The 23709-nt window shown below is 42.6% G+C and carries 25 protein-coding genes and 1 other RNA gene; 10 read left to right on the forward strand and 16 right to left on the reverse strand.

From position 1 onward, the window contains the following. Positions 1–187 precede the first annotated feature (187 nt). The 12 genes from ACYZZR_RS11420 to ACYZZR_RS11475 form a co-directional block, all read right to left on the reverse strand. Positions 188–1030, reverse strand: coding sequence for a GIY-YIG nuclease family protein (locus tag ACYZZR_RS11420; protein ID WP_461534141.1), 843 nt, complete (start codon positions 1028–1030; stop codon positions 188–190). Positions 1031–1153: 123 nt separating this feature from the next. Further along, complete coding sequence (locus ACYZZR_RS11425; RefSeq protein ID WP_461534142.1) at positions 1154–1330, reverse strand: hypothetical protein; 177 nt, start codon at positions 1328–1330, stop codon at positions 1154–1156. A 233-nt stretch (positions 1331–1563) separates the two neighbouring features. Next, the gene (locus ACYZZR_RS11430; RefSeq protein ID WP_461534143.1) at positions 1564–2379 is read right to left on the reverse strand and encodes a prohibitin family protein; all 816 of its coding nucleotides are present in this window, start codon (positions 2377–2379) and stop codon (positions 1564–1566) included. A 41-nt stretch (positions 2380–2420) separates the two neighbouring features. Further along, the gene (locus ACYZZR_RS11435; protein ID WP_461534144.1) at positions 2421–4442 is read right to left on the reverse strand and encodes a vWA domain-containing protein; all 2022 of its coding nucleotides are present in this window, start codon (positions 4440–4442) and stop codon (positions 2421–2423) included. Between the two features lie 24 nt (positions 4443–4466). Continuing rightward, the gene (gene fabG, locus ACYZZR_RS11440) at positions 4467–5213 is read right to left on the reverse strand and encodes a 3-oxoacyl-[acyl-carrier-protein] reductase (RefSeq protein ID WP_461534145.1); all 747 of its coding nucleotides are present in this window, start codon (positions 5211–5213) and stop codon (positions 4467–4469) included. Positions 5214–5487: 274 nt separating this feature from the next. Next, positions 5488–6360, reverse strand: a complete 873-nt coding sequence (gene sucD / locus ACYZZR_RS11445; RefSeq protein WP_461534146.1) for a succinate--CoA ligase subunit alpha — start codon at positions 6358–6360, stop codon at positions 5488–5490. A gap of 128 nt (positions 6361–6488) precedes the next feature. Continuing rightward, on the reverse strand, positions 6489–7427 hold the full coding sequence (locus ACYZZR_RS11450) for a UDP-3-O-(3-hydroxymyristoyl)glucosamine N-acyltransferase (RefSeq protein ID WP_461534147.1): 939 nt from the start codon (positions 7425–7427) through the stop codon (positions 6489–6491). Between the two features lie 13 nt (positions 7428–7440). Further along, the gene (efp, locus tag ACYZZR_RS11455; RefSeq protein ID WP_461534148.1) at positions 7441–8007 is read right to left on the reverse strand and encodes an elongation factor P; all 567 of its coding nucleotides are present in this window, start codon (positions 8005–8007) and stop codon (positions 7441–7443) included. Positions 8008–8053: 46 nt separating this feature from the next. After that, on the reverse strand, positions 8054–8839 hold the full coding sequence (lpxA, locus tag ACYZZR_RS11460; RefSeq protein WP_461534149.1) for an acyl-ACP--UDP-N-acetylglucosamine O-acyltransferase: 786 nt from the start codon (positions 8837–8839) through the stop codon (positions 8054–8056). Between the two features lie 37 nt (positions 8840–8876). Continuing rightward, complete coding sequence (locus ACYZZR_RS11465) at positions 8877–10286, reverse strand: bifunctional UDP-3-O-[3-hydroxymyristoyl] N-acetylglucosamine deacetylase/3-hydroxyacyl-ACP dehydratase (protein ID WP_461534150.1); 1410 nt, start codon at positions 10284–10286, stop codon at positions 8877–8879. Further along, positions 10279–11307, reverse strand: a complete 1029-nt coding sequence (gene lpxD, locus ACYZZR_RS11470; protein WP_461534151.1) for a UDP-3-O-(3-hydroxymyristoyl)glucosamine N-acyltransferase — start codon at positions 11305–11307, stop codon at positions 10279–10281. Before lpxD ends, ACYZZR_RS11465 begins: the two co-directional genes overlap by 8 nt. A 124-nt stretch (positions 11308–11431) precedes the next feature. Further along, positions 11432–12688: an HD domain-containing protein gene (locus ACYZZR_RS11475; RefSeq protein WP_461534152.1), complete on the reverse strand. Its 1257-nt coding sequence runs from the start codon at positions 12686–12688 to the stop codon at positions 11432–11434. A gap of 81 nt (positions 12689–12769) precedes the next feature. Between ACYZZR_RS11475 and porX the strand changes: the two genes are divergently transcribed. The 3 genes from porX to cysM are packed head-to-tail and all read left to right on the forward strand — an operon-like array spanning position 12770 to position 15694. Next, positions 12770–14317, forward strand: coding sequence for a T9SS response regulator signal transducer PorX (porX, locus tag ACYZZR_RS11480; RefSeq protein ID WP_461534178.1), 1548 nt, complete (start codon positions 12770–12772; stop codon positions 14315–14317). A gap of 40 nt (positions 14318–14357) precedes the next feature. Beyond that, positions 14358–14765 (forward strand): tRNA (adenosine(37)-N6)-threonylcarbamoyltransferase complex ATPase subunit type 1 TsaE, encoded by a 408-nt coding sequence (tsaE, locus tag ACYZZR_RS11485; protein ID WP_461534153.1) that lies wholly within the window; start codon positions 14358–14360, stop codon positions 14763–14765. A 41-nt stretch (positions 14766–14806) separates the two neighbouring features. After that, the gene (gene cysM / locus ACYZZR_RS11490) at positions 14807–15694 is read left to right on the forward strand and encodes a cysteine synthase CysM (protein WP_461534154.1); all 888 of its coding nucleotides are present in this window, start codon (positions 14807–14809) and stop codon (positions 15692–15694) included. A 17-nt stretch (positions 15695–15711) separates the two neighbouring features. Here the strand turns inward: cysM and rnpB are convergent. The 3 genes from rnpB to ACYZZR_RS11505 form a co-directional block, all read right to left on the reverse strand. Further along, positions 15712–16025, reverse strand: an RNA gene (rnpB, locus tag ACYZZR_RS11495) — RNase P RNA component class A. A gap of 36 nt (positions 16026–16061) precedes the next feature. Next, on the reverse strand, positions 16062–16580 hold the full coding sequence (locus ACYZZR_RS11500) for a DUF7935 family protein (RefSeq protein WP_461534155.1): 519 nt from the start codon (positions 16578–16580) through the stop codon (positions 16062–16064). Positions 16581–16644: 64 nt separating this feature from the next. Further along, positions 16645–17376, reverse strand: coding sequence for a 5'-nucleotidase C-terminal domain-containing protein (locus ACYZZR_RS11505; protein WP_461534156.1), 732 nt, complete (start codon positions 17374–17376; stop codon positions 16645–16647). A gap of 192 nt (positions 17377–17568) precedes the next feature. Between ACYZZR_RS11505 and ACYZZR_RS11510 the strand changes: the two genes are divergently transcribed. The 7 genes from ACYZZR_RS11510 (at position 17569) to porD (ending at position 22751) form a co-directional block, all read left to right on the forward strand. Beyond that, positions 17569–18012, forward strand: a complete 444-nt coding sequence (locus tag ACYZZR_RS11510; RefSeq protein WP_461534157.1) for a DUF6913 domain-containing protein — start codon at positions 17569–17571, stop codon at positions 18010–18012. Position 18013: 1 nt separating this feature from the next. Continuing rightward, complete coding sequence (dapA, locus tag ACYZZR_RS11515; protein WP_461534158.1) at positions 18014–18898, forward strand: 4-hydroxy-tetrahydrodipicolinate synthase; 885 nt, start codon at positions 18014–18016, stop codon at positions 18896–18898. A 233-nt stretch (positions 18899–19131) separates the two neighbouring features. Further along, positions 19132–19926, forward strand: a complete 795-nt coding sequence (locus ACYZZR_RS11520) for an outer membrane protein assembly factor BamD (RefSeq protein ID WP_461534159.1) — start codon at positions 19132–19134, stop codon at positions 19924–19926. A 10-nt stretch (positions 19927–19936) separates the two neighbouring features. Continuing rightward, on the forward strand, positions 19937–20263 hold the full coding sequence (locus ACYZZR_RS11525) for a DNA-directed RNA polymerase subunit omega (protein ID WP_461534160.1): 327 nt from the start codon (positions 19937–19939) through the stop codon (positions 20261–20263). A 5-nt stretch (positions 20264–20268) separates the two neighbouring features. Next, positions 20269–21492 (forward strand): bifunctional phosphopantothenoylcysteine decarboxylase/phosphopantothenate--cysteine ligase CoaBC, encoded by a 1224-nt coding sequence (gene coaBC / locus ACYZZR_RS11530; protein WP_461534161.1) that lies wholly within the window; start codon positions 20269–20271, stop codon positions 21490–21492. 73 nt (positions 21493–21565) lie between these two features. Further along, positions 21566–21712 (forward strand): hypothetical protein, encoded by a 147-nt coding sequence (locus tag ACYZZR_RS11535; protein WP_461534162.1) that lies wholly within the window; start codon positions 21566–21568, stop codon positions 21710–21712. Positions 21713–21824: 112 nt separating this feature from the next. Next, complete coding sequence (gene porD, locus ACYZZR_RS11540; RefSeq protein WP_461534163.1) at positions 21825–22751, forward strand: type IX secretion system protein PorD; 927 nt, start codon at positions 21825–21827, stop codon at positions 22749–22751. Between the two features lie 12 nt (positions 22752–22763). On the opposite strand, the gene ACYZZR_RS11545 is transcribed toward porD, so the two are convergent. Next, the gene (locus ACYZZR_RS11545) at positions 22764–23645 is read right to left on the reverse strand and encodes a lysophospholipid acyltransferase family protein (RefSeq protein WP_461534164.1); all 882 of its coding nucleotides are present in this window, start codon (positions 23643–23645) and stop codon (positions 22764–22766) included. Between the last annotated feature and the right edge of the window lie 64 nt (positions 23646–23709).

A 23709-nucleotide genomic window follows, 5' to 3' on the forward strand; every position in this document is an offset into this window, starting at 1 on the left:
GTGAAGCCACCAAAAAGTGGTCTATGCCCATCAGGAACTGGGGCATTATCCTAAACCAGTTCCTCACGATCTATGAAAAAAGGGTCAGGCTTTAAATAGCCCAACCCCTGTTATTTTAAACTTACACACTTAACGGGATAGTGTCTCCTTAGGGGATACTTTCCTATTATACCTTCGTTATTTGATCTTACGATTCGAATTCCTTAAGTGTTTTACCATCTTTATTTTTCCATTCAGTCAAACCGTTTGCATTTCTCCCCATGACCATTACTGCCGCGGTAGAAGGGCTACTAAAAATGTAGTCATCTGAAAACTCTAAATAATCATCTTTGTCAACAAGCACTCCTTCATCGATCAATTTTTTCCTATAGATAATAAAATTTGGAGACATAGACTTCACAATTGTCGCTGCTGCTTTAGAGTTTTTAAACACCACAAAACCATCAGATGTTGGTTCACCCTGTCCATCTGCCCCTCGAGCTGCTTTAATAAAAAATAACTCTTGTTTCTGTTTAGGTTTAAATTCTCTCTTTTCCTCAAATACTTTATGTCCGAGAGTATTTACAAGCATTTTAATGTACTCTATAAATTCTTCCATTTCAGCTCGGTCTGGCTCTGAAATGGACGATTGTGTTGGAATTATTGAATTATCAACAGTGTAGCGATTTGCAGATTTTGCGATGTCATGAAGACGATTCTCTAAATATTTAATATGAGCCTTATTTAAGTTTTCATCTTTACTGATAAAAACAATTGCTTCATTCCAAAAATCCTTTTGGGTCAATTGTTGATTTAGCCTTTTTAAAATAGATTCAGCTTCGCCGATATAAACTTGGTCTTTCCCTGTGTCATCTTTTCCAAAAAGTAAATATACTCCTGTACTTGTCAGATCATTACGATCGGTACATTCCTTAATTTTAATTCTTGGAATTTTATATGCTTTTCCAGACCAATTGGAAAGTTCACAACTCATCCGACCATTCGGATCTCCGTCAATGAGAAATATTCTTATTGTTTTACCAAATTTCATTTTATACCATCTGTCATTTTACTGTAAGGGCTGGATTCCAAATATACGCAATAATTTATTTGTCCATTTAGGTACTAACACAGTAAGAACCTCCGATTGCTCGGGGGCTCTGTTCACCATTGGCTAAGATTGTTCTGAACCAACTGCCCCTTCACGTTCCAATTCCTTCTCCTTTAACTTCTCCAACACTTTCTCCTGCACCTCATCCACAATCCGCCAATCTTTAGCAATATAAATATCTGTCACCCGGTTCCCTTCGTCCACATGATTCAGTGCCAATGCCACATCATCCTTGCTCACCCTACAGTCGTTTCGTGCAACAGTCGCAAAGGTATGACGAGCCCAGTAAAAGGTAACACCCGATAGTTTTTGAGCGGTCGTAATTACCCCAGACGTTACGGATATTCAGAGAATTCAAAAAACAATACCACCAAAACAGACCAAACTTTGTATTTTTTAATAGTTTGGTCTGTTCAAAAGTGGTTTGTATAGTGTGAATAAAGGATAGTCCAACCTACATCAATAGGCTCGTATTACTGATTCCCCAATATAATAGGTGTTCCGTCTTTTCCGGAGCCTATAACGATTACTTTTGCGTTGTCTGACCTCGATAACTCTAAGGTGGCTTGTATGCCTTTTTCTCGGAGGATCTGGTCGGTGAGTGAGGCGTTTAGAATGCGGTTTGCATTGGCTTTTCCTTCGGCTTCTATGCGTTGGCGTTCTGCTTCTTTCTCTGCTTTTTCTATGCGGAATTCGTATTCCAGTGACTCTTGTTCTTGTCGCAGTTTGGTTTCTATAGCGGCTTTGATGGTGGCGGGAAGTGTAATGTCTCTTACTAGCACTTCATTGAGCTGTACGTATTGTTCGTCCAGAATTTTTTTGGTCTCTTCCTGAATTTCGTTTTGAATGACATCTCTCTTTGAAGAGTAGAGCTGTTCGGGGGTATATCTTCCCACCACACTTCGCACGGCAGAGCGTATTGCCGGTCGTATTACGCGATCTACGTATTGCTCTCCTTTTTCGCGGTGCAGCGATCCCAATTGGTCGTAGGAAGGTTGGTGCCAGGCGGTGGCATCTACGCCAATTTCAAGTCCGTTTGACGAGAGGACGAGCATTTTTTCTGAGAGTTCTTGCTGTCTTACTTCATAGACAAAAACCTTGTTCCACGGCATTACAAAGTGAAATCCTTCTCCCATAGGCGGACGGTCGGTAACTACACCTCCGCCAAAAGTACGGTATAGCACTCCGGCTTGTCCCGAACCGATGGTGATGGTCGATTTGGTGATGAGGATAAGAAATAATACAATTCCGATAATCAAGGGAAGTCCGATTTTTGGTAGTTTGTCCATTTTATTTTGATTTTAGTTAGAATTTGTTTTAAGTGTACAGCTTAGATTAAGCCCCTGTATTTGCGCAAAAACCACTCTGTAGAAAGACAGACAATAACGATAAAAAGCAGTATTTTCCAATGGATAAGCGGAACGCTTTTGTCAGTGGTTTTTAGAGTGGGTTTTAAATCGGGGTTTTCCATCAATATACGATACATATCGCTTAGGGTATCGGGATAGAGCAGTTCTCCTCCTGATTGAGTGGCAAGCTGTTGCAAGCTGTTTGCATTGGCCCCGATATGTTGTTGCTCTAAGTCGAAACTGAGGATACTAAATGTTCCCGATCTTTTCAGTTGTTCTCCTTCTACTGCCAAAGTGAATTTGTAGTCCCCCGCTTCGAGATCGTTGAGGTCTGCCTGGTAATAATTATTGCGAAGCAGCATGGGGTATGTTTTGTGAAAGGCAGTGTCTTTGGCCGATACATCCAGCGTCAGTGCGGCATTTGGATTGAAAATATAGTTTTTGTCGAAGTATTGCGCGCTTACCACAACGGGAGTACCGCCTTTGTAAAGCGTTTTGTAGTCGACTTCCAATCGGTCTCTCTTTTTATCGGAGGCCAGATAGAAAACCATCTTTCCGATAAAATTGTCAAACTTTTCAAAATTTCCATTTTCCCGGTAGTCTTGCATCCGCCACTTCCATATATTTTGTCCGAGTAAGACAGCCTGACGTTTTTGATCTTTGTCTTGAACAAACAGCAGGGGGATATCGGTTTCTGTACCTCTTATTTTCTGGTGGAGCAGTGTTTCGTGTGGAGTGTTGATGTTTATATCTCCAAAAGAAACTAATAGGGGAGGGTAGTGCTCAAATCCGGGATCTTCGGTGGTAAAGGGAGTAAAGAAGGTATTAAAGCTGCCTTGAACTTCTTCAAAAAATCCGTTGTTCTCATGGGCGAAATCCGACTGTATACGGTTCAGGAAATTCCAGTCGGTATCTTTTCCCGCAATGATAAAAGTGTTTTTAGAAACTTGTTTGAGTTGCTCAAAAATAGGGGCAAATGCGGCAGTGGGCTGATATAGTATTAGGAGTTGATAGTCTTCCAGGCGAGCCCCGTCGATATCGGTGCCTGAGATACTCACTTTTCGCTCTTCATTTTTTTCTATACTGCGTTTTAAAGCTCCGAGATCGGGGTGGGGCATATCGGAAACAATGAGGACTTCGGTCTTTTGATCAATGACTTCTATACCGAATTCTTCGGTATTGTTTGCCGTGTTTTTTTCTTCGTCTAAAGGAGTGAGCGCTACCTGGTAGGTGAGCACTCCCTTGCTATCAGCCTGGAGGTAAGTTTCTACAAGTTCCGATTTTTTCGCAGGAGAGAAGTTCAATTTTTTGGAAACAAGGGTGTTTTTACCGGAGGAGATGATAAAATTGGAAGTCACTTCTCTTTCACCTTCATATCGGACTAGCACTTCTACCGGAAATTTATTTCGGAAGTAGGCATAGCGGTTTAGGTTGATTCTGTCGATACTGAGATCGTCGTAAGTAGCGGTATCGCCTATGGCTATCGGATATACCGGAAATGGGTATTGCCTGGTAGAAAATCGATAATCTTCTCCGTAGGTCTGATTGCCGTCGGAGAGTAGTAATACAGTGGCTCTCTTACCTCTGTAAATATCCTTGAGAGCGGAGAGCGAATTGCCGATGTCGGTTTGAGGAAGGTCAAAATCTGGGGAATCTCCCTGTTGTAACTCTGCTCCGAAGGTGTAGAAATCGATGTCGAATTTTGCACGCAATTCTTCGTTTTTCTCAATATTACTGACGATGTTTTCAACGCTTTGTCGTTGTTTGAGAAAGGCGATAGACGACGAATTGTCTACGAGTACGGCAAGGGTAGCTTTTTCCTGTTGGGTAGTGGAGCTGTTTATCTCGGGGTTGAGCAACAGCAATACGAGTGCAAATACAGACAGAAAACGCAGAAAGACAAAAAGCAAGCCTTGTACCGACCTGCTTTTTGACCTGCCGTATTGGAAGAGAGCAACCGCAAGGGCTGCTATACCTGCGACAATACATTCTATTACATACATTTAATGTCTGTTTGATGGAGGGTTTTAGGTGAGCATACCCCCGTCTACATTAAGCACCTGTCCTGTGACATAAGCACTGAGGTCTGAAGCGAGGAACAGACAAACATTGGCTACATCTTCGGGGGTTCCGCCGCGTTTCAGTGGAATTCCGTCTCTCCATCCTTGAACGGTTTTTTCGTCGAGTTTGGCGGTCATTTCTGTTTCTATAAATCCGGGAGCAATAGCGTTGCACCTGATATTTCTAGAACCGAGTTCGAGGGCAATCGATTTTGTAAATCCGAGAATACCGGCCTTAGAAGCGGCGTAGTTAGACTGTCCGGCATTTCCTTTAACGCCCACTACAGAACTCATGTTTACAATAGACCCTTTGCGCTGTTTGAGCATGGTGCGCTGTACGGCTTTGGTCATATTGAAAACAGATTTTAAGTTGACTTCAATCACTTTGTCGAAGTCTTCTTCCGATATGCGCATCAGCAAATTGTCTTTGGTGATACCGGCATTGTTGATCAGTATATCGATGCTTCCGAATTCGGCTAGGACCTCATCGGCTAGCTTTGTAGATTCTTCAAAGCTAGCGGCATTGCTCTGGTATCCTTTGGCTTTTACTCCCAGTGCTATGAGCTCTTTTTCCAATTCGGCAGCAGCTTGAGCCGAAGAGCTGTAGGTGAATGCCACATTGGCTCCCTCACGGGCAAAGACTTCGGCTATACCTTTTCCAATTCCTCTACTGGCTCCTGTGATGATGGCTGTTTTTCCTTCTAAAAGTTTCATCCTTATTTAAAAATTTACGAGTCACTTAAGTTCTTTCCGAAATTGGCGGATAATGACCCTGTTTGTCAATCACCCGAGCTGTTCCTTATTTATTTAGCGGAATACTATGGGCTTTTATTTATTTCGTTTTGAGTACCGGCATATATCGTACAGGTTCAAATATAGCAAATTGATGTAGCACAAAACAAGCAAAATGACGCTGCGGTATAAAAAAATCCGCCAGTACGAGCTGACGGATTTTTAAAATGTATTATTCTGTGGTGCACTCCGGGGATTATCCCAGAACCTCGGCAACCTTTTTTCCTATTTCAGCAGGAGAGTCTACCACATGCAGTCCACATTCTTTCATGATTCTCTTTTTGGCTTCTGCAGTGTCATCCGCTCCACCAACTATAGCTCCGGCATGTCCCATAGTTCTTCCTTTGGGTGCAGTTTCTCCGGCGATAAAGCCCACTACGGGTTTTTTATTTCCGTTTTCTTTAATCCATCGTGCAGCATCGGCTTCGAGTTGTCCACCTATCTCACCTATCATAACGATACACTCAGTTTCCGGATCGTTCATAAGCAATTCCACGGCTTCCTTAGTCGTAGTTCCTATAATAGGGTCACCACCAATACCAATAGCGGTAGTGATACCCAATCCTTGGCGAACCACCTGGTCGGCAGCTTCGTAGGTAAGAGTACCTGATTTAGATACGATTCCCACATTTCCCTTCTTGAAAACAAAGCCAGGCATAATACCCACTTTGGCTTCACCTGGAGTGATAACACCGGGACAGTTAGGACCTATAAGACGGCAGTCTCTACCTTGGATGTAGTCGTAAGTTTTAATCATATCGGCTACCGGGATACCTTCGGTAATAGTAATAATTACTTTAATACCGGCATCGGCAGCTTCCATAATGGCATCGGCAGCAAAGGCCGGTGGTACGAAAATAATGGTTGTGTCGGCTCCTGCTTTATCTACTGCTTCTTTTACAGTGTTGAATACCGGACGGCCGAGGTGTTCCTGTCCGCCTTTTCCGGGAGTTACTCCTCCCACTACATTGGTGCCGTATTCTATCATCTGTTCGGCGTGAAATGTACCTTCACTTCCGGTAAAACCTTGTACGATTATTTTCGAATCCTTGTTAACTAAAACGCTCATTGTATTTTGTTTTTAATAGGCTATGCAAAAATAGAGTTTTATATGAATAAACCAGTATTTCCAACCGCTTAATATTTCTTCTTTTTTTCTGGTTATTATTTGTGTTTGCACGGTTGGTAAAGGGTTGGCTACAAATCTGATTTGAGCTGGGCTATTATTTCGGGAATTTTCCTGATAGCGGCCAGCTCCTTGTATTTTTTTCGGGCTTCTTCTGCCGGGTAGCCGAAATAGGTGGTGTGTCCTTCCAGCGATTTGCTGATGCCCGACTGTGCCAGTATAACTGCTTTGGTTCCTATGGTGATACCACTGGCCATGCCTACCTGTCCCCAAATGGTAACTTCGTCTTCTATCACAACACATCCCGCAATTCCGGTTTGAGAAGCGATAAGGCATTTTTTGCCTATTACGGTATCGTGACCAATATGTACCTGATTGTCTATTTTACTGCCTTCTTTTATCAGTGTACTTCCTGTTACTCCTTTGTCTATGGTACACAGAGCTCCTAGGTCTACATGATCTTCTATAACTACTTTTCCACCGGAGAGAAGTTTGTCATATCCCTCAGGTCGGTTTTTATAATAAAAGGCGTCGGCCCCTAAAACAGTTCCGGCATGTATGGTTACGTTATTGCCAATCACGGTATTGTCGTAGATAATTACATTGGGGTGAATAAGGCAGTTGTCACCTATTGTCACATTGTTTCCCACAAAAACTCCCGGTTGAATCACAGTGTTTTTCCCGATACTAGCTGTGGGGGCAATATTGGCTACAGCCTGACGAAACGGATTGAAGTGGAAGGTGAGCTTGTTGAAATCGCGAAAGGGATCGTCGGAAATGAGTAGGGCTTTGCCCTCAGGGCAGCTCACTTCTTTGTTAATCAGTATAACAGTAGCAGCCGATTGCAGCGCTTTGTCGTAATACTTAGGGTGATCTACAAAAACGATATCTCCGGGTTCTACAACGTGAATCTCATTCATGCCGTGTACCGGGAAGTCATCATCGCCTATGTAGCGACAGTTTAAGATATCGGCGATCTGCTGTAAGCTAAATACCTTGGGGAACTTCATGAGATATAGGGTGTTATTCTTTGACCCGCTCTATGTAGGTCCCTTTTTCTGTTTCTATCTTTATCTTGTCTCCTTCGTTGATAAACAGCGGTACATTTACGCTGGCACCGGTTTCTACTGTAGCGGGTTTTGTGGCGTTGGTAGCGGTATTTCCCTTTACACCGGGCTCTGTATGTGTCACTTCCAGAATCACGTGGGCAGGCATTTCAGCTGAAAGTGGCATGCCGTCTTCAGAATTGATAATAATAGTCACTATTTCGCCTTCCTTGAGTAAATCAGGTGAGTCGAGTGCACTTTTAGGGAGAGAGATCTGATTGAAGTCTTCGGTGTTCATGAAGTGGAATTGGTCTCCCTCGGGATACAGGTATTGAAAACTATTGGTCTCTACGCGTACATCGTCTATCTTATGACCGGCAGAGAAGGTGTTGTCTATGGTTTTTCCTGTGGTAACACTCTTCAGTTTGGTGCGTACAAAGGCCGGACCTTTTCCGGGTTTAACATGGAGAAACTCTACGATTTTATAGATATCGTTATTGAAACGGATACACAATCCTTTTCTGATATCTGAAGTTGTTGCCATACTTTTAATTTTATTGCTTATTTCTGTACTTCAATTCTTTTGTTTATTACCCTGCAGTAAAATATCCTTTCATAATTCCGCGTTGTGAGTCACGGATAAATTGGAGGATTTCATCTCTTTCAGGAGTAGCTTCCATCTCGGCTTCTATAATTTCGATAGCCTGGGTATTGTTGTAATTTTTCTGGTACAGTATTCTGTATATATTCTGTATTTCTCTGATCTTTTCAGTAGAAAAACCTCTTCTTCTCAGGCCGACAGAATTGATGCCGACATAAGACAGCGGTTCTCTAGCGCCTTTTACATAAGGAGGAACATCTTTGCGCACCAACGATCCTCCGGTTACAAAGGCGTGATTTCCGATGGAACAAAACTGATGCACTGCTGTCATTCCCGCCAAAACAACATAGTCTCCTACGGTGATATGCCCAGCCAGGGTACTGTTGTTCGAAAAGATACAGTTATTGCCCACTATACAATCGTGAGCGATATGGCTGTATGCCATGATGAGACAGTTTTGTCCGATAACGGTCTTCATACGGTCTGAGGTGCCTCGATTGATAGTCACACATTCCCGAATGGTGGTATTGTCTCCTATCTCGGCAATCGTTTCTTCTCCCTGAAATTTGAGATCCTGTGGTGTGGCCGAAATGACAGCACCCGGGAAAATATTACAGTTTTTACCTATACGGGCTCCTTCCATAATGGTGACGTTAGATCCTATCCAGGTTCCTTCTCCTATAACCACATTGTTGTGAATTGTGGTAAAGGGTTCTATCACCACGTTTTTGGCTATTTTGGCTCCGGGGTGAACGTATGCTAAGGGTTGATTCATCTGTTTCGATTAATAGTTTAGGAAGGTTTAAGTATTCCTAATCATTTTTTACTTTTACTATCTGTGCCATCATTTCCGCTTCTGTGGCGAGTTTGCCATTGGCATAAGCATAACCCTGCATATGGCATATTCCCCTGCGTATAGGTGAGACCAGTTCGAGTTTAAATACGAGAGTGTCTCCCGGCCGTACTTGTTGCTTGAACTTTACATTGTCTATCTTCATAAAAAAGGTGAGGTAATTTTCCGGATCGGGAACAGTGCTCAGCACCAGTATTCCTCCGGCCTGTGCCATAGCCTCAACCTGCAGTACTCCGGGCATAACTGGTGCTCCGGGGAAGTGACCGACAAAAAAGGGTTCGTTCATGGTCACATTTTTTACTCCTACCACATGGCTTTCGGAGAGCTCTAGTATTTTATCTACCAACAGAAAAGGAGGTCTGTGAGGTAGTTTTTTCATAATGTCTACAACGTCCATCAGTGGCGCCTGATTGAGATCGTATTTTGGCACCTTGTTTCGCTTTTCAATCTTGATGATCTTAGACAGTTTTTTGGCGAATTGAGTGTTTACAAAATGCCCGGGTTTGTTGGCGATCACCTTTCCGCGGATGCGGGTACCCACCAATGCTAAATCTCCAATCACATCTAGCAACTTGTGTCTGGCTGCCTCATTGGGGTAGTGCAAGGTTAAATTGTCGAGAATACCGTTTGGTTTTACGGAAATAGACTCTTTGTTGAAAGCTACTTTCAGCCTTTCCATAGTGTCTTGTGAGAGCTCCTTGTCTACATATACGATGGCGTTGTTTAAATCGCCCCCCTTGATGAGTCCGTGCTCTAGTAAGGTTTCTATTTCGTGGAGGAAGCTGAAAGTTCTCGCATTCGATATTTCTTTCCCAAATTGGGATAGTTGTTTGAGTGTGGCGTTTTGAGTACCCAATACCTTGGTGCCAAAATCGACCATAGTAGTCACCTGATATTCATCGGCGGGGATTACTGTGATTTCACTTCCGGTTTCTTCGTCCATATACGAAATCACATCCTTTACGATATATTCTTCTCGCTCTGCTTCTTGTTCTACGATACCTGCACTTTGGAGCGCTTCGACAAAAAACTTGGAAGACCCGTCCATAATAGGAGGTTCGGGCGCATTGAGTTCTATCAGAACATTGTCAATTTCCAGACCTACTAATGCGGCCAACACATGTTCGGAAGTGTGTATTTTTACACCTTTTTTTTCGAGATTGGTCCCTCTTTGCGTATTGACTACATAATTGGCGTCTGCTTCAATTACAGGACAGCCCTCGAGGTCGATTCGCCTAAAGGCATAACCGTGATTTTCGGAGGCAGGTTTAAAAGTCATAGTAACTTCGAGCCCCGTGTGAAGACCTACACCCTGGAGCGTTACTTCTTTTGCAATGGTGCGTTGCTTTGCAACTCTTACATCACTCATTATCGTTTCGTTTTTTATCGAATTGATGAATAGTTTGTACTAATTTTGGAAGGTTCCTGAAGTGGACGTACGATTTGTTGTAGTCTCCGAGGTTGAAGGCTGGCGATCCCTGCAAGGTTTCGTCGTCTTGTACGTTTCGGGTTATTCCGGATTGTGCTTGTATTCTCACTCGGTTTCCTATACTGAGGTGGCCAACAATACCTACCTGACCTCCTATTATGCAGTTACGTCCTATTTTCGTAGATCCGGCAATTCCGGTTTGTGCGGCGATTACGGTGTTTTCGCCTATTTCTACATTGTGGGCTATCTGAATCTGATTGTCCAGTTTTACCCCTTTTCTTATAAGGGTAGATCCCAGTGTTGCTCGGTCTATGGTTGTTCCGGCTCCGATATCGACATAGTCCTCGAGTATGACATTACCGGTTTGAGGTACCTTAGAATATATGCCGTTGTCGTCGGGAACAAAACCAAAACCGTCAGCTCCGATAACCACACCACTGTGAATGATACAGTTATTTCCGACTACCGTTTCCGAATAGATACGGGCTCCGGCAAATACGATGACATTGTCGCCTAGGCTTACATTGTCGCCGATATAGGCATTGGGATATATCTTGCAATTGTTTCCTATGCGTACATTTTCACCGATATACGAAAAAGCACCTCGGTAGATGTTTTCGCCGTGTGAGGCGGTCTCCGAGATATAGGAAGGCTGTTCTATTCCTGTCTTGTTTAACTTTACCTGATTGTAGTATTCCAACAGTTTGGAGAATGACTTATAGGCATTTTCTACCTTGATAAGCGTGGTAGACAGTTCCGATTCAGCCTCAAAGTCTCTGTTTACAATAGTAATGGAGGCTTTTGTGGTATATATGTAGGATGTGTACTTTGGATTGGCCAGAAAAGTGAGGTCGCCTTCTAGACCTTCTTCTATCTTGGCCAATTTTGACACCTCAACATCGGGATCACCTATAACATCTCCTTCTAATATACCTGCTATTTGACTTGCTGTAAATTTCATCCCTGCAAAAGTATAAAAAAAGTAAATATCAAATTAGCGGGCTGTTTAGTTAATCGGGAAAACCTTAAAATACACTGATTTTAACCGATAAATAAGTGTTGCTATTGCTTTAAATTGTGTTTTCTCAATGACTTTTTCGGGTATTGGCAATATTGTTTTTTTGTTTGGGATAACAGACGTAATACTTGGTTACTGACTTAGACAATGCCTTGATGTTGAGAAGGTCTGATGCTTTTTCTACATCGGAAACCTTACCTTGTTTGGTAAGTATTCTGATGTTTTCGTGATTTGTGCTGTAAGCGAGATTCTTCACCTGTCCGCTAAAGACGAAATACTCGGCCGTTTGGTCGGAAACGTCAAACTCATCTCTGAAATTTCGGATGTATTTTTTGAGTTTCTCGTCAGAGATTGGTTTTTTTCGGAATTTTATGCGGAGCAGATCTCTGTTCAACAACATACTGCACAGACGTGAGAGTACAAAATCTTCGTGAAACTGCCATTCTTTCATGGCAGAGATAATATCGTTGTCGTCAAGTCTTGCAAATATATCGAGAATCTCCGGTGAAAAATTGTCCAAATCTACCTTGTGTTGGAGAAAATACTCCAAGGCGGTACTCGATTTCAACGACACGCCTTCCGAGACCAGTTCTTTAGCTCTTTTCAAAACCCTAATCAGCAGTTGTTCTGCTGCGATTCCGGTTTTGTGCAGATAGGCCTGCCAATACATCAGTCTTCTGGCAACCAGAAATTTTTCTACAGAGTATATCCCTTTTTCTTCTATGACCAACTCATTGTTTACTACGTTCAACATAGAGATCAGTCGTTCCGAATTGATATTTCCCTCTGCCACTCCGGTATAAAAACTGTCGCGTTTCAAATAGTCGGTGCGATCGATATCGAGCTGACTGGAAATGAGTTGATGCAGAAACTTTCGAGGATGCTGTCCGCGAAAAATTTTGATAGCCAGTGTTAAACGTCCGTTAAAATTGCGGTTGAGCTCTTCCATAAAGAGCAGTGAAATCTGCTCGTGACTCACATTTTCCACTATGCTGTGTTCCATAGCGTGCGAAAACGGACCGTGACCTATATCGTGCAACAATATAGCGATGAGCAGAGCTTCTTCTTCTTCTTTTGAGATTTCAATCTTCTTAAAGCGCAGGCTTTGTACGGCTTTTTGCATCAGGTGCATACAGCCCAGTGCATGGTGAAACCTAGTGTGGTGTGCGCCGGGATATACGAGGTATGAAAGTCCCATTTGGGATATTCTTCTCAGACGCTGAAAATACCTGTGTTCAATAAGATCGAAAACAAGAGCGTTGGGAATGGTAATAAATCCGTAAATTGGGTCGTTAAATATCTTGAGCTTGTTGGTGTGTTGCATATACAAGTTTTGAGGTAGTCTTGTCAAGTAAAAGACTGCCTGATGTTTGACATAAATGCTATAAAAATACAAATATACGTGATGAGTAAGATAAAAATACTGTGGGTAGATGATGAAATTGACTTGTTGAAACCTCATATACTCTTTTTGGAGAGCAAGAATTACAGTGTATCCACCTGCCAAAGTGGGGCAGATGCCATAGAGGATATAGATGGGAATAATTACGATATTATTTTTCTAGACGAAAATATGCCGGGACTTTCGGGTTTAGAAACGCTTATGGAGATCAAGGCCAAGCGTCCTAGCATACCTATAGTCATGATAACCAAGAGCGAAGAGGAGTACCTGATGGAGGAGGCTATAGGTTCTAAAATAGCTGATTACCTTATAAAGCCGGTCAACCCCAACCAGATATTACTATCGCTCAAAAAGAACTTAGACAATTCTCGACTGGTCTCTGAGAAGACGACGGCCAATTACCAGCAGGAGTTCAGAAAGATAGCTATGGATATGAGCATGGCCAATACCTATGAAGATTGGGTGGAACTGTACAGGAGACTGCTATTCTGGGAGATGGCACTGGAGGATATAGAAGACATAGGGATGGTAGAGATTCTCGAATCCCAGAAAACGGAGGCCAATAGTCAGTTTGGGAAATTTGTCGAAAAAAATTATCCTGGATGGTTTTCGGGAGAAGAAAGCCCTGTGATGTCTCATACGCTGTTTCGGGAGTTAGTGTTACCTGAACTCCAGGGAGATAGTCCGACACTGATGGTGGTGATAGACAATCTGAGATACGATCAATGGCTGGCTATTTCCGATACTGTAAACCTGTACTATAAAAAGAAGAGTGAGTTGCCGTATTGCAGTATTCTGCCCACCGCGACGCAGTATGCCCGAAATGCTATTTTTTCTGGTTTAATGCCTGCGGAAATGGAAAAATTGTATCCAAAATTGTGGAAAAATGATACCGATGAAGGGGGGAAGAACTTGTTTGAAGCAGATTTTCTTCAGGAACAGATACGAAGGTTGGGATTGAATATCAAGTGGGAATATCACAAGATATCCAGTTTGAAGGCAGGAAAGCACTTGGCACAAAATTTTAAGTCTCAGAAGGAAAACGATCTCACTGTGATTGTGTATAATTTTGTCGACATCCTCTCGCATGCGAAAACCGAGATGGAGGTCATTAAAGAGCTAGCATCCAACAATAAGGCCTATCGCTCGCTTACTAAGAGCTGGTTTAGGAATTCTCCGCTGTTGGAGATTGTGCAGCAGTCTCAACAACTCGGATTCAAACTCATAATCACTACCGATCACGGTACGATCAATGTAAAGAATCCGTCTAAGGTAATCGGGGATAAGGAAACCAGTTTGAACCTTAGATACAAGACAGGGAGAAGCTTGTCTTACGACAGTAAAGATGTTTTTGCAGCAAAACACCCGGGAGATATTCATCTTCCTTCGATAAATATGAGCAGTTCCTTTATCTTTGCCAAAGACGACCTTTTCTTTGCGTACCCCAACAATTACAATCACTATGTGGGATACTACAGAAACACCTATCAGCACGGAGGAGTGTCGCTCGAAGAGATGATAGTGCCTTTTGTGGTGCTGGAACCGAGATAGTAAAGCGTTTGAGTTTGTCTCGAATTTTAAATTTGTTTACGTGAAAAAAATCGTTTATTCGTTGCAAGACATCGATGCTGTAGCCTCTGGGATATTAGATGAAATACAGGGGAAAACGCTGTTGTTTCGCGGAGATATGGGAGCGGGAAAAACCACTTTTATCAAAGCTTTGGCGCTCTGTCTCGGAGTGGAAGATATGACGGGCAGTCCTACATTCGGACTGGTTAACGAATATCGGGGCAGAGGTGGTGAAAGGGTGTATCACTTCGATTTTTACCGGATAGAAGACGAGACTGAAGCTTTGGATATGGGAGTGGAGGAGTATCTCTATTCGGGAGATTGGCTCTTTGTAGAATGGCCCGAAAAAATAGAGGGGCTGCTTCCCGAAGATGCGGTAAATATTTATATAGAACAGCTGGAAGACGGTCAAAGGGCTATATCTTTTTGATCGACAAGCTAATTAAAAAGAGATAGATAATATTATGACTCATGTATAAAACATTACTTGAAAATATAGGGAATACCCCTTTGGTGGAGACTACACAATTGATATCTGGTAAAGCGGTGAGATTGTTGCTCAAAATGGAAGGGAATAATCCCGGAGGGAGTGTCAAGGATCGCGCTGCCTACAATATGATAAACAGTGCGCTGGAACGGGGAGATATAAAAAAGGATTCCAAACTTATAGAAGCGACTAGTGGGAATACCGGAATAGCGCTGGCGATGATAGCCGGTTTATTTCACTTAGATATCGAACTCGTGATGCCCGAAAATTCTACAGAAGAAAGGGTGCAAACGATGAGGGCTTATGGGGCAAAAGTAACGCTTACTCCCGCAGATAGGGGGATTGAAGGCTCTCGTGATTATGCAGAGAAAAAGGTAAAAGAACAGGGGTATGTGTCGCTCAACCAGTTTGAAAACGACGACAACTGGATGGCGCATTACAAAACTACCGGTCCGGAGATTTGGAAGGATACCGAGGGAGAGATTACGCATTTTGTGTCGGCTATGGGGACTACAGGGACTATCATGGGGACTTCCGCTTACTTAAAAGAACAGAACCCTGAGGTTAGCGTGGTAGGAGTTCAGCCTACCGACAATTCGAGTATACCCGGAATACGAAAGTGGCCGGAAGCTTATTTGCCAAAAATCTTTAATCCCAAAAGAGTAGATAAAATTATAGAGGTGAGCGAAGAGGAAGCGAGAGAAATGACGCGAAGACTTGCTCGTGAAGAAGGGATATTTGCCGGCATGAGCAGTGGTGGGGCAGTATGTGCCGCATTAAAATTGGCCGAAACACTTACAGAGGGAGTTATCGTAGTTATTGTATGTGACCGGGGTGATAGGTATTTGTCGTCCGGACTTTTTGGGGAGTAGTTTATTGTTTGTGGTTGAAAAAATGCAGGCCTGTAAGCCGGATTCTGTCGAGTCTTATCATTTATCTGGGATATCGGTTGCCCGATAGCTCTAACCGCCTACCCTCCGACACTCGCCCTGAGGCGATTTGGACGCGCAACCCTCAGATGTCGGTTTACATGGCGTTGCACCGCGTAGAGTTTACCTGATTTCACTACAGCCTTACCTGTACATACTTTCTGTTGCACTTGTCCTTCCCCGAAAAATCGGGGCGACGGGTGTTACCCGCTACGCTGCGCTTTGGTGTCCGGACTTTCCTCTCCCTTTTGGGAGCGATAAGACGGCCTGCGAGGCAAAGGTACGAAGCCGGGAGAAAAGAAAAAGGCTTTTATTTCATGAAATCTCTTACTTCTTTTCTGACGTACTGCAAGGCGGTGGCGGAAGGAGAGGTTTTTTCCATCATTTCGTTGAGCAAAACCTCGCGGAGTTTTTCTGGAGAATCCGGGCTGGAGGTCATACTCGCCTTTCTCACAAGTTGAATAGTGCTGTTTTTTGCCGTTTTTATAAGGTTCCAACACTGATCACTCATATAGATTTGCTGTGTGAGATTGTGGTCGTACTCTTCTTCTATACTCTTGATGATAAGGGCCTCGTAGTCTTCGGTGCTCATATTGGGCGAAGGAACTACCCGCAACAACAGCTTGACCGGGTCTGTGCGTTCTAAGAAAAGAGTCATGCGTTCATAGGCCTGTAGCCTGATGGGGAAAGTGTGTTTCTGCGCTTCTCGCTGAAGCAGAAATTGTCGCTTTAACTGTTCGTTTTTTACAAACTGCCTGAAGAAATAATAAGCGACAAGGCCGGTAATTACTGCCGGGAGCAGGTAAAATAAAATATCGGTTAACTGCATCGCAATACTGTTTTGTCGGGATTTTTACCTCCTCTCGGGGCTATCCCGTATTTGCTAATTGGTGTTACTCTCTGGTGTATCTGTTGTCCCTTTGGGTTCGAATGGTGTCTGTCTCGGCAAAATAGTCTATCATCGCATTGCGAATATGATAGTCTAACGGAGTAGAACTGAGAGCATCTAAGAAAAAATTCATATTGTCGCCCCCGTTCATCAAGTAGTCGGAGGTGGCGATATAATAGCTCCTATTCGGATCCAAAGGTTTTCCACCTACGAGAAATTCCTTAACAGCTCCTCTCTTGTCCAGTTTTATCTTAAACCCACTGATGGGATGTGCTGTTTTGTTTTTTGCGAGATAAGCGACCATTTCTTTCATTTTGGCAGCCGTGAGTTCTTGTACTACCACAGAATTTTCGAAAGGCATAATCTCGTAGCCGGTTCTGGCTGTAACATGACCGGAAGGAATTGGAGCTCTTATTCCTCCGAAGTTGAGAAGTACGCCGTCTACGTCTTTTCCGGTTCGGCGCTTGAAAATATCACTGGATTTTTGCATTACCACATCGGCCATCAGATTTCCGATAGCAGTGTTTAGTTCCCCGTCAGACTTGTCTAATTCAAAAGGATTGTAAGCTAATGGGGCTTTTAGATCCTCGTCTATATGATCTCGATAGGGTTTGATATAGTTGTCTATGGTGTCGTTGGAAGAGAGCTTGTCACTGATGTTGATTTGTTTCCCCTCGATACGGAGAATTTGATTGTTTGTAACATCAGTTTCCTGTTTGCAGGATAAAAATAACAAAAAAGTTGTAAAAATAACAAAATGTGTTATTTTTATGTTATTAAGTTGTAGGTTATCGATGTTTTTGTGCATAGTAATGTGTTACATTTGCAGTACAAAGCTAAGGTATATGTTTTTTGAGAAATACAAGGAGAAAGCTGCCTATAAAATTCTTAAAAAAAACTTTCACACTTTGCGTTAGGTGAAGGTGCTTTGCAAGAAAAGGGGATAGTGTCGGTGGCCTGTTTGGTCGATTTGGACGACTTTGACGATGTGGAAGCCTTATTGCAATTGTCGGATAGTTTGAATGTAGCTCGAGAGCAGTTTAGTATATTGGGATTTACCCGAAGCGACGAAGCTCGCGAAGAGATAAGGGATATTGTTGTGAGAAAGACCGATTTGGGATGGAGAGGTAAGATTCGTCACAAACAATATTCTGAAATGAAGGAAGGACACTACGACCTCTTGCTCAATTATTACGGTAGTTCTTGTCCGATTTTGGCACTGGTTTCTACAGAGGTAAGAAGTTCCTTTCGAGCCGGATTGCCTGGAGCTTACGAAAAACTAAACCATTTGACCGTCAATGTTAGTCCGGATAATTTTTCGGAGTTTAAAAAAGAGTTAGTAAAATATCTCATCATATTAAATAAGATATAGGATGTCAAAATTCACTGGTACGGGGGTGGCGTTGATAACCCCGTTTAACGAAGATAAGAGCATAGATGTAGCCGCACTTGAGAGTGTGGTAAACCACTGTGTAGAAGGAGGAATTGATTATCTGGTAGTTTTAGGAACTACGGCAGAAAGCGCTACACTGAGTGCGGAGGAAAAGCAGTTGGTGAAGCAAACTGTGATCGACACCAATGCGGGGAGACTTCCGCTGATACTCGGGGTGGGAGGCAATAACACTGCAGAAGTAGTAAGCGAACTGAAAACCTCAGAGCTTTCCAATTTTGATGCTGTTCTCTCGGTGTCTCCCTATTACAACAAGCCTACACAAGAAGGAATATATCAGCATTTTAAAACCGTTGCAGAAGCCTCACCAATACCGGTTATACTGTACAATGTTCCGGGGCGTACGGCCTCTAATATGCTGCCAAGTACGGTTTTGAGACTGGCTGAATTGGACAATATTATCGGCATAAAAGAAGCCGCTGGCGATATTGTTCAGGCCATGTATCTCATCAGGAATAAGCCCGAAGATTTCCTTGTGATATCGGGAGATGATATGATTACTTTGCCCATGGTACTCGCAGGGGGAACAGGGGTTATTTCGGTAATAGGGCAGGGTTTTCCGGAACAGTTTTCTAGAATGGTACGTTTGGGACTCCAAGGAGATACCCGAGAAGCATACGATATTCACTACAGCCTGATGGAGGTTATAGACATGATTTTCGAGCAGGGCAATCCGGCTGGAATAAAGGCGGTGCTAAAGGCATTCGGTCTGTGTCGAGATACTGTGAGATTACCTCTGGTAAAGGCCGATAGCAACCTCCAAACTCGTATTGCAGCCTTTGTAGAGAAAAACGCAAAGTTGGTCTAGGAAGGTATTTTGTCGGTAACCACAGCAAACCGATTCTTGTAGGGATAGGGGCCTAAATTTTAAAATTGCGATAAAATTAGTTCTTATTCTTTTCGGGAATAGGGTTAAATTGTATATTCGGCGACAATTAGTTTTGTATTATCCGATTATTGGCTAATTTTGCAGCTGAGTTTATCGGCTGATGCTGTATATGGTTTTGAGATGAAAAACCGCTAAAAACCAGGTGATTATTGATGAAAAGACTTTTATATATTGCAATTGTTGCTGCTTTGTCGGGGGCGTGTAGTGAATTCCAGAAAGCTCTAAAAAGCGAAGATGTCAAAGTAAAATACGATTTGGCAGAGAAACTCTATGAGGATGGAGATTACAAAAAAGCCAATCGACTCTTTGAACAGATTGTCCCCCAGTATGCCGGTAAACCACAAGGCGAAAGAGTAGTGTATTTTCACGCCAATTCCTATTATCAAACAAAAGATTACTACCTTGCAGCTTATCAGTTCGACAGGTTTTCAAAGTCGTATCCGAGAAGTGATAAGGCAGAAGAGGCTGCGTTTCTCGGGGCGAAAAGTTATTATATGCTATCTCCTAAGTACAGCTTAGATCAGACACAAACAAATACGGCATTAGATAAATTACAACTGTTTATAAACAGTTATCCGAATTCGGAATACTTGGACGATGCCAATGTTTTGATAAAGGAATTGAGGTCAAAGCTGGAAAAAAAGGATTTGGAAGTTGCCAAGCAGTACAACCGAATCAAAGATTACAAGGCAGCAATCAAGTCTTTCGACAATTTTTTGTCTAATTATCCGGGAACAGTATACCGGGAAGAGGCTATGTACTATCGGATGTTGTCGTCGTACAACTTAGCTGTAAACAGTATATATGCTAGACAGGAAGAGCGTTATAATGATACTAAGGAAGCCTATAATACATTAAAGAGATACTATCCGGAAACGCAATACATTGATGAAGCCGACAAGATGATGGCTACAGTAGAAGAAGAATTAGAACAATTTAGCAAATAAGAAGAGTGCAATGAGCAATTTGAGAAAAACAGAAGCCCCGGTTTCTACCATTACCTTAGATAAGAATAAGATAGATGCCCCTACAGAAAACATTTATGAGGCCATATCGATCATTGCCAAGAGGGCAACGCAGATCAATGCGGAGATCAAGAAAGAACTGATCGAAAAATTGGAGGAGTTTGCCACCTATACCGATAGCCTTGAGGAAATTTTTGAAAACAAAGAACAGATAGAAGTTTCTAAGTTTTATGAAAAACTTCCAAAACCTCACGCTATGGCTGTAGAAGAATGGTTGAACGATAAGGTTTACTTCAGGGATACCGAAAAAGAAGCATAGTAAAGATGTCAGTGTTAAGCGGCAAGAATATCCTTTTAGGCATTACCGGGGGCATTGCCGCTTATAAAACCGCTTTTCTCGTACGGCTTTTTGTAAAAGCCGGTGCAGAGGTTAGAGTGGTTATGACCGAAAATGCCAAGGAGTTTATTACTCCACTCACCCTGTCTACTCTGTCCAAAAACACCGTAATTTCTACCTTTACAGACGAAGAAAAGGAGGGGGAGTTATGGAACAATCACGTCGAATTGGGGCTGTGGGCTGATTATATGATTGTAGCTCCGGCAACGGCCAATTCGATGGCCAAAATGGCTAATGGGGTTTCCGATAATTTTCTTCTCGCAACATATCTCTCAGCCAAATGTCCAGTGTATATCGCTCCTGCGATGGATTTGGATATGTATAAACACCCTTCTACTCGCAATACACTCCAAACCCTACAGGAATTTGGCAATGTGATTATTCCCGCCGGCTTTGGAGAACTGGCTAGCGGACTTATAGGAGAAGGTCGTATGGCAGAGCCGGAAGAAATAGTGGCATTTGTAGAAGATCATATCTCGTCGTCTTTGCCACTACGCGGTAAAAGAGTGCTGATTACGGCCGGACCTACATACGAAGCCATAGATCCGGTCCGCTTTATCGGAAATCACTCGTCTGGAAAAATGGGAATAGCGCTCGCGCAAACTGCAGCCGATCTCGGCGCTGAGGTTACACTGGTATTAGGTCCCTCATCACTAAGTGTAGAGCACCCCCTGATCGATGTAGTAAACGTGGTGAGTGCAGAAGAGATGTACGTAGCAGCGCACCGCGTTTTTGAAGAGATGGATATTGCTATACTGGCCGCCGCCGTGTCTGATTACCGACCTTCCGTGGTTGCCGATAACAAGATTAAGAAAAAGGATGCTTCACTTACGCTGACTCTCGAACCGACCAAAGATATTCTGGCTTCGTTGGGCGTTGTGAAAAAACAACAGTTCCTCGTGGGATTTGCACTGGAAACAGATCGCGAAACTGAAAATGCACTCGAAAAACTCAAGAGAAAAAATCTGGATGCTATAGTGCTGAACTCTATGAGAGATGAAGGAGCCGGTTTTGGAAAATCTACCAATAAGATTACTTTCATAGATAGAGAACAGCATATCAAGGCCTTTGAACTGAAATCAAAGACAGAGGTAGCCCTCGATATTTTTAGCGAAATAGGACGGAGGATAGGTGTGGAGGTAACTTTTTAAAATCAGTTTGCGCTCTCAAAAGTTAAATATTGCCACTACAGATTACGAAAGTGTTCAAAAGGCAGTTAAAAACATGAAAGTCAATGATTTTGAAGACGGACTGGAGTATTACTCTGCACTGCAGTCTAGTTGTGGAGTAATTATTACCGAAGAGGTCGCTGATTTTTACTTTTCTGAGATTCCAGTTTATAATTCAACTTCTTTTTTAGAACTCTTTTAGAACGAGTAATATCCTTATAAAAAACAACGCGATAAAGGTTTTGACAGTTTTGTGTATCTTTGTTTGTGTCAAATTTTTGTGTAAAATTCAGACCGATAAATTGTAAGCTGTTATGTATAAACGACCCAATGTTGCACTGTTGAAAAAAAATGTGTTTTCACTGTGTTGCTGTTTGCTATTTCCTTTGTGTATATCGCTCTATGCACAGGAGCTCAATTGCAGAATTGTGGTCGATGCCGCTCAGGTAGCACAGAGCAATAAGCAGGTGTTTGAGACCTTGGAAAAAGCGCTCAACGAATTCGTAAACAAGACTAAATGGACCAACCGCGAGTACGCCCAACAGGAAAGGGTGAATTGCAGTATGTATATCACAATTACGGGTTATGAATCCGATCGCTTCGGCGCCAATATACAGGTACAATCGTCAAGACCGGTTTACAATACCGCTTATGAGTCTCCCGTATTTAACTTTAGGGATACTGACTTCGATTTTCAGTATATGGAGTTCCAGCCTTTGTACTTCAACCCTAATTCTTTCGAATCGAACTTGGTTTCGGTAGTCACTTATTACGTCTATGTTATTCTCGGACTCGATGCCGATAGTTTTGCTCCAGAAGGAGGATCTGAATTCTACGCACAGGCTAGGAATATTGTAAATTTGGCACAAAGCGGAAATTTTTCAGGATGGAAGCAGACGGATGGCAATAAGAGCAGGTGGGGATTAATAGACAACTTACTGTCTAATCCTTTCAAGAGTTATCGCACTGCGCTGTACGAATATCACCGCATGGGACTCGATAGGATGACCGACGATCCGGCTGCGGCAAAGGAGTCGATGGCCAGGTCGTTTAAATACCTCGAACGCGTCAATTCGACCAGACCTAATTCTTTTTTACTTCAGGTGTTTTTCGATGCTAAAAAAGACGAAATTATCAATGTGTTTTCCGATGGTCCTAAAGTGGATGTGGTAAGTCTTAAAAATTCGCTGAATAAAGTGGCCCCTGTTTACGCGAGTTCCTGGAACAATATCACTTTTTAGCTATAAATAATTTTACTGCTTAGGAGCCTTGTCTTTGTGTTTCCACCTTCTGTGAGTCCAGAAATAGTATTCGGGTGCTTGGTGTATCTGTTTTTCTACTTCCTTTAGAAAGAGGTCGGTAATGCCGTAGTCGGGTACGGTTTTGGGTTCTGTACTCAAGGGTACAAAAGTAGCCTGATAATGTCCTCTTTTCCGTTTTTCTATGCGTAGGTATACCACCGCCAAGTCGGTGCGTTTTGCCAGTATTTCGGCTCCTACGTGAACCGGAACCTTGATCCCCATAAAATCCTGCCAGTAAAGGGCTTTGCTCGCCATGGGCGACTGATCGCTGAGAAAGGCGTAGATGGCGTGAATATTCTTTAGCTGGTTGCGGCGGATAACTCTGATGGTCTCTCTAGTCTCTATCAGTACAGTGCCAAATTTTCCTCTTATTTTTTTTACTAAACGATCGAAATAAGGATTCCTGATTTGCTTGTATACCGCATAGCCTTCTGAAGAAACACTGGAGTTGAGAGAAACTGTCCACTCCCAACCTGCATAATGGGGAAACATCAGTATAATGCTCTTTTGTTCTTCTATTTTTTTAAAAGTATCTAAATTGGTATATACAAATCGTTTATCAATTGTTTTTTGAGATGCGGTCAGCGTTTTTATCATTTCCAGAAAAAGGTCGGTCAGATGGTGGTAAAACTTTTTTTCAACGGCCAATCTTTCAGCAGGAGAGAGTTCTGGAAGAGCGAGTTTAATATTGTTTCTCACCGTTTTTTTACGATAACCTACAAGTCGGTATACCACGATGTACAAGAAGTCAGACAAAAGGTATAACAATCGAAAGGGAAGCATAGAAATACACCACAGTAGGGGGTATGCGATTATAAAAACCAGAAGCTGCATGACGATCTCGTAATATTTCCGGCAAATATAATTATATTTGGACACATAAGGTTTCAAACAGTAT

The organism is Sinomicrobium sp. (assembly GCA_029266035.1).
In the GTDB taxonomy this organism is placed as follows: domain Bacteria; phylum Bacteroidota; class Bacteroidia; order Flavobacteriales; family Flavobacteriaceae; genus Sinomicrobium.

Bases quoted from the DNA above. Each gene is read 5' to 3' on its own strand.
- ACYZZR_RS11420 (WP_461534141.1), bottom strand. From the start codon at position 1,030: ATGAAATTTGGTAAAACAATAAGAATATTTCTCATTGACGGAGATCCG.
- ACYZZR_RS11430 (WP_461534143.1), bottom strand. From the start codon at position 2,379: ATGGACAAACTACCAAAAATCGGACTTCCCTTGATTATCGGAATTGTA.
- ACYZZR_RS11435 (WP_461534144.1), bottom strand. From the start codon at position 4,442: ATGTATGTAATAGAATGTATTGTCGCAGGTATAGCAGCCCTTGCGGTT.
- fabG (WP_461534145.1), bottom strand. From the start codon at position 5,213: ATGAAACTTTTAGAAGGAAAAACAGCCATCATCACAGGAGCCAGTAGA.
- sucD (WP_461534146.1), bottom strand. From the start codon at position 6,360: ATGAGCGTTTTAGTTAACAAGGATTCGAAAATAATCGTACAAGGTTTT.
- ACYZZR_RS11450 (WP_461534147.1), bottom strand. From the start codon at position 7,427: ATGAAGTTCCCCAAGGTATTTAGCTTACAGCAGATCGCCGATATCTTA.
- efp (WP_461534148.1), bottom strand. From the start codon at position 8,007: ATGGCAACAACTTCAGATATCAGAAAAGGATTGTGTATCCGTTTCAAT.
- lpxA (WP_461534149.1), bottom strand. From the start codon at position 8,839: ATGAATCAACCCTTAGCATACGTTCACCCCGGAGCCAAAATAGCCAAA.
- ACYZZR_RS11465 (WP_461534150.1), bottom strand. From the start codon at position 10,286: ATGAGTGATGTAAGAGTTGCAAAGCAACGCACCATTGCAAAAGAAGTA.
- lpxD (WP_461534151.1), bottom strand. From the start codon at position 11,307: ATGAAATTTACAGCAAGTCAAATAGCAGGTATATTAGAAGGAGATGTT.
- ACYZZR_RS11475 (WP_461534152.1), bottom strand. From the start codon at position 12,688: ATGCAACACACCAACAAGCTCAAGATATTTAACGACCCAATTTACGGA.
- porX (WP_461534178.1), top strand. From the start codon at position 12,770: ATGAGTAAGATAAAAATACTGTGGGTAGATGATGAAATTGACTTGTTG.
- cysM (WP_461534154.1), top strand. From the start codon at position 14,807: ATGTATAAAACATTACTTGAAAATATAGGGAATACCCCTTTGGTGGAG.
- ACYZZR_RS11500 (WP_461534155.1), bottom strand. From the start codon at position 16,580: ATGCAGTTAACCGATATTTTATTTTACCTGCTCCCGGCAGTAATTACC.
- dapA (WP_461534158.1), top strand. From the start codon at position 18,014: ATGTCAAAATTCACTGGTACGGGGGTGGCGTTGATAACCCCGTTTAAC.
- ACYZZR_RS11520 (WP_461534159.1), top strand. From the start codon at position 19,132: ATGAAAAGACTTTTATATATTGCAATTGTTGCTGCTTTGTCGGGGGCG.
- ACYZZR_RS11525 (WP_461534160.1), top strand. From the start codon at position 19,937: ATGAGCAATTTGAGAAAAACAGAAGCCCCGGTTTCTACCATTACCTTA.
- coaBC (WP_461534161.1), top strand. From the start codon at position 20,269: ATGTCAGTGTTAAGCGGCAAGAATATCCTTTTAGGCATTACCGGGGGC.
- ACYZZR_RS11535 (WP_461534162.1), top strand. From the start codon at position 21,566: ATGAAAGTCAATGATTTTGAAGACGGACTGGAGTATTACTCTGCACTG.
- porD (WP_461534163.1), top strand. From the start codon at position 21,825: ATGTATAAACGACCCAATGTTGCACTGTTGAAAAAAAATGTGTTTTCA.
- ACYZZR_RS11545 (WP_461534164.1), bottom strand. From the start codon at position 23,645: ATGCAGCTTCTGGTTTTTATAATCGCATACCCCCTACTGTGGTGTATT.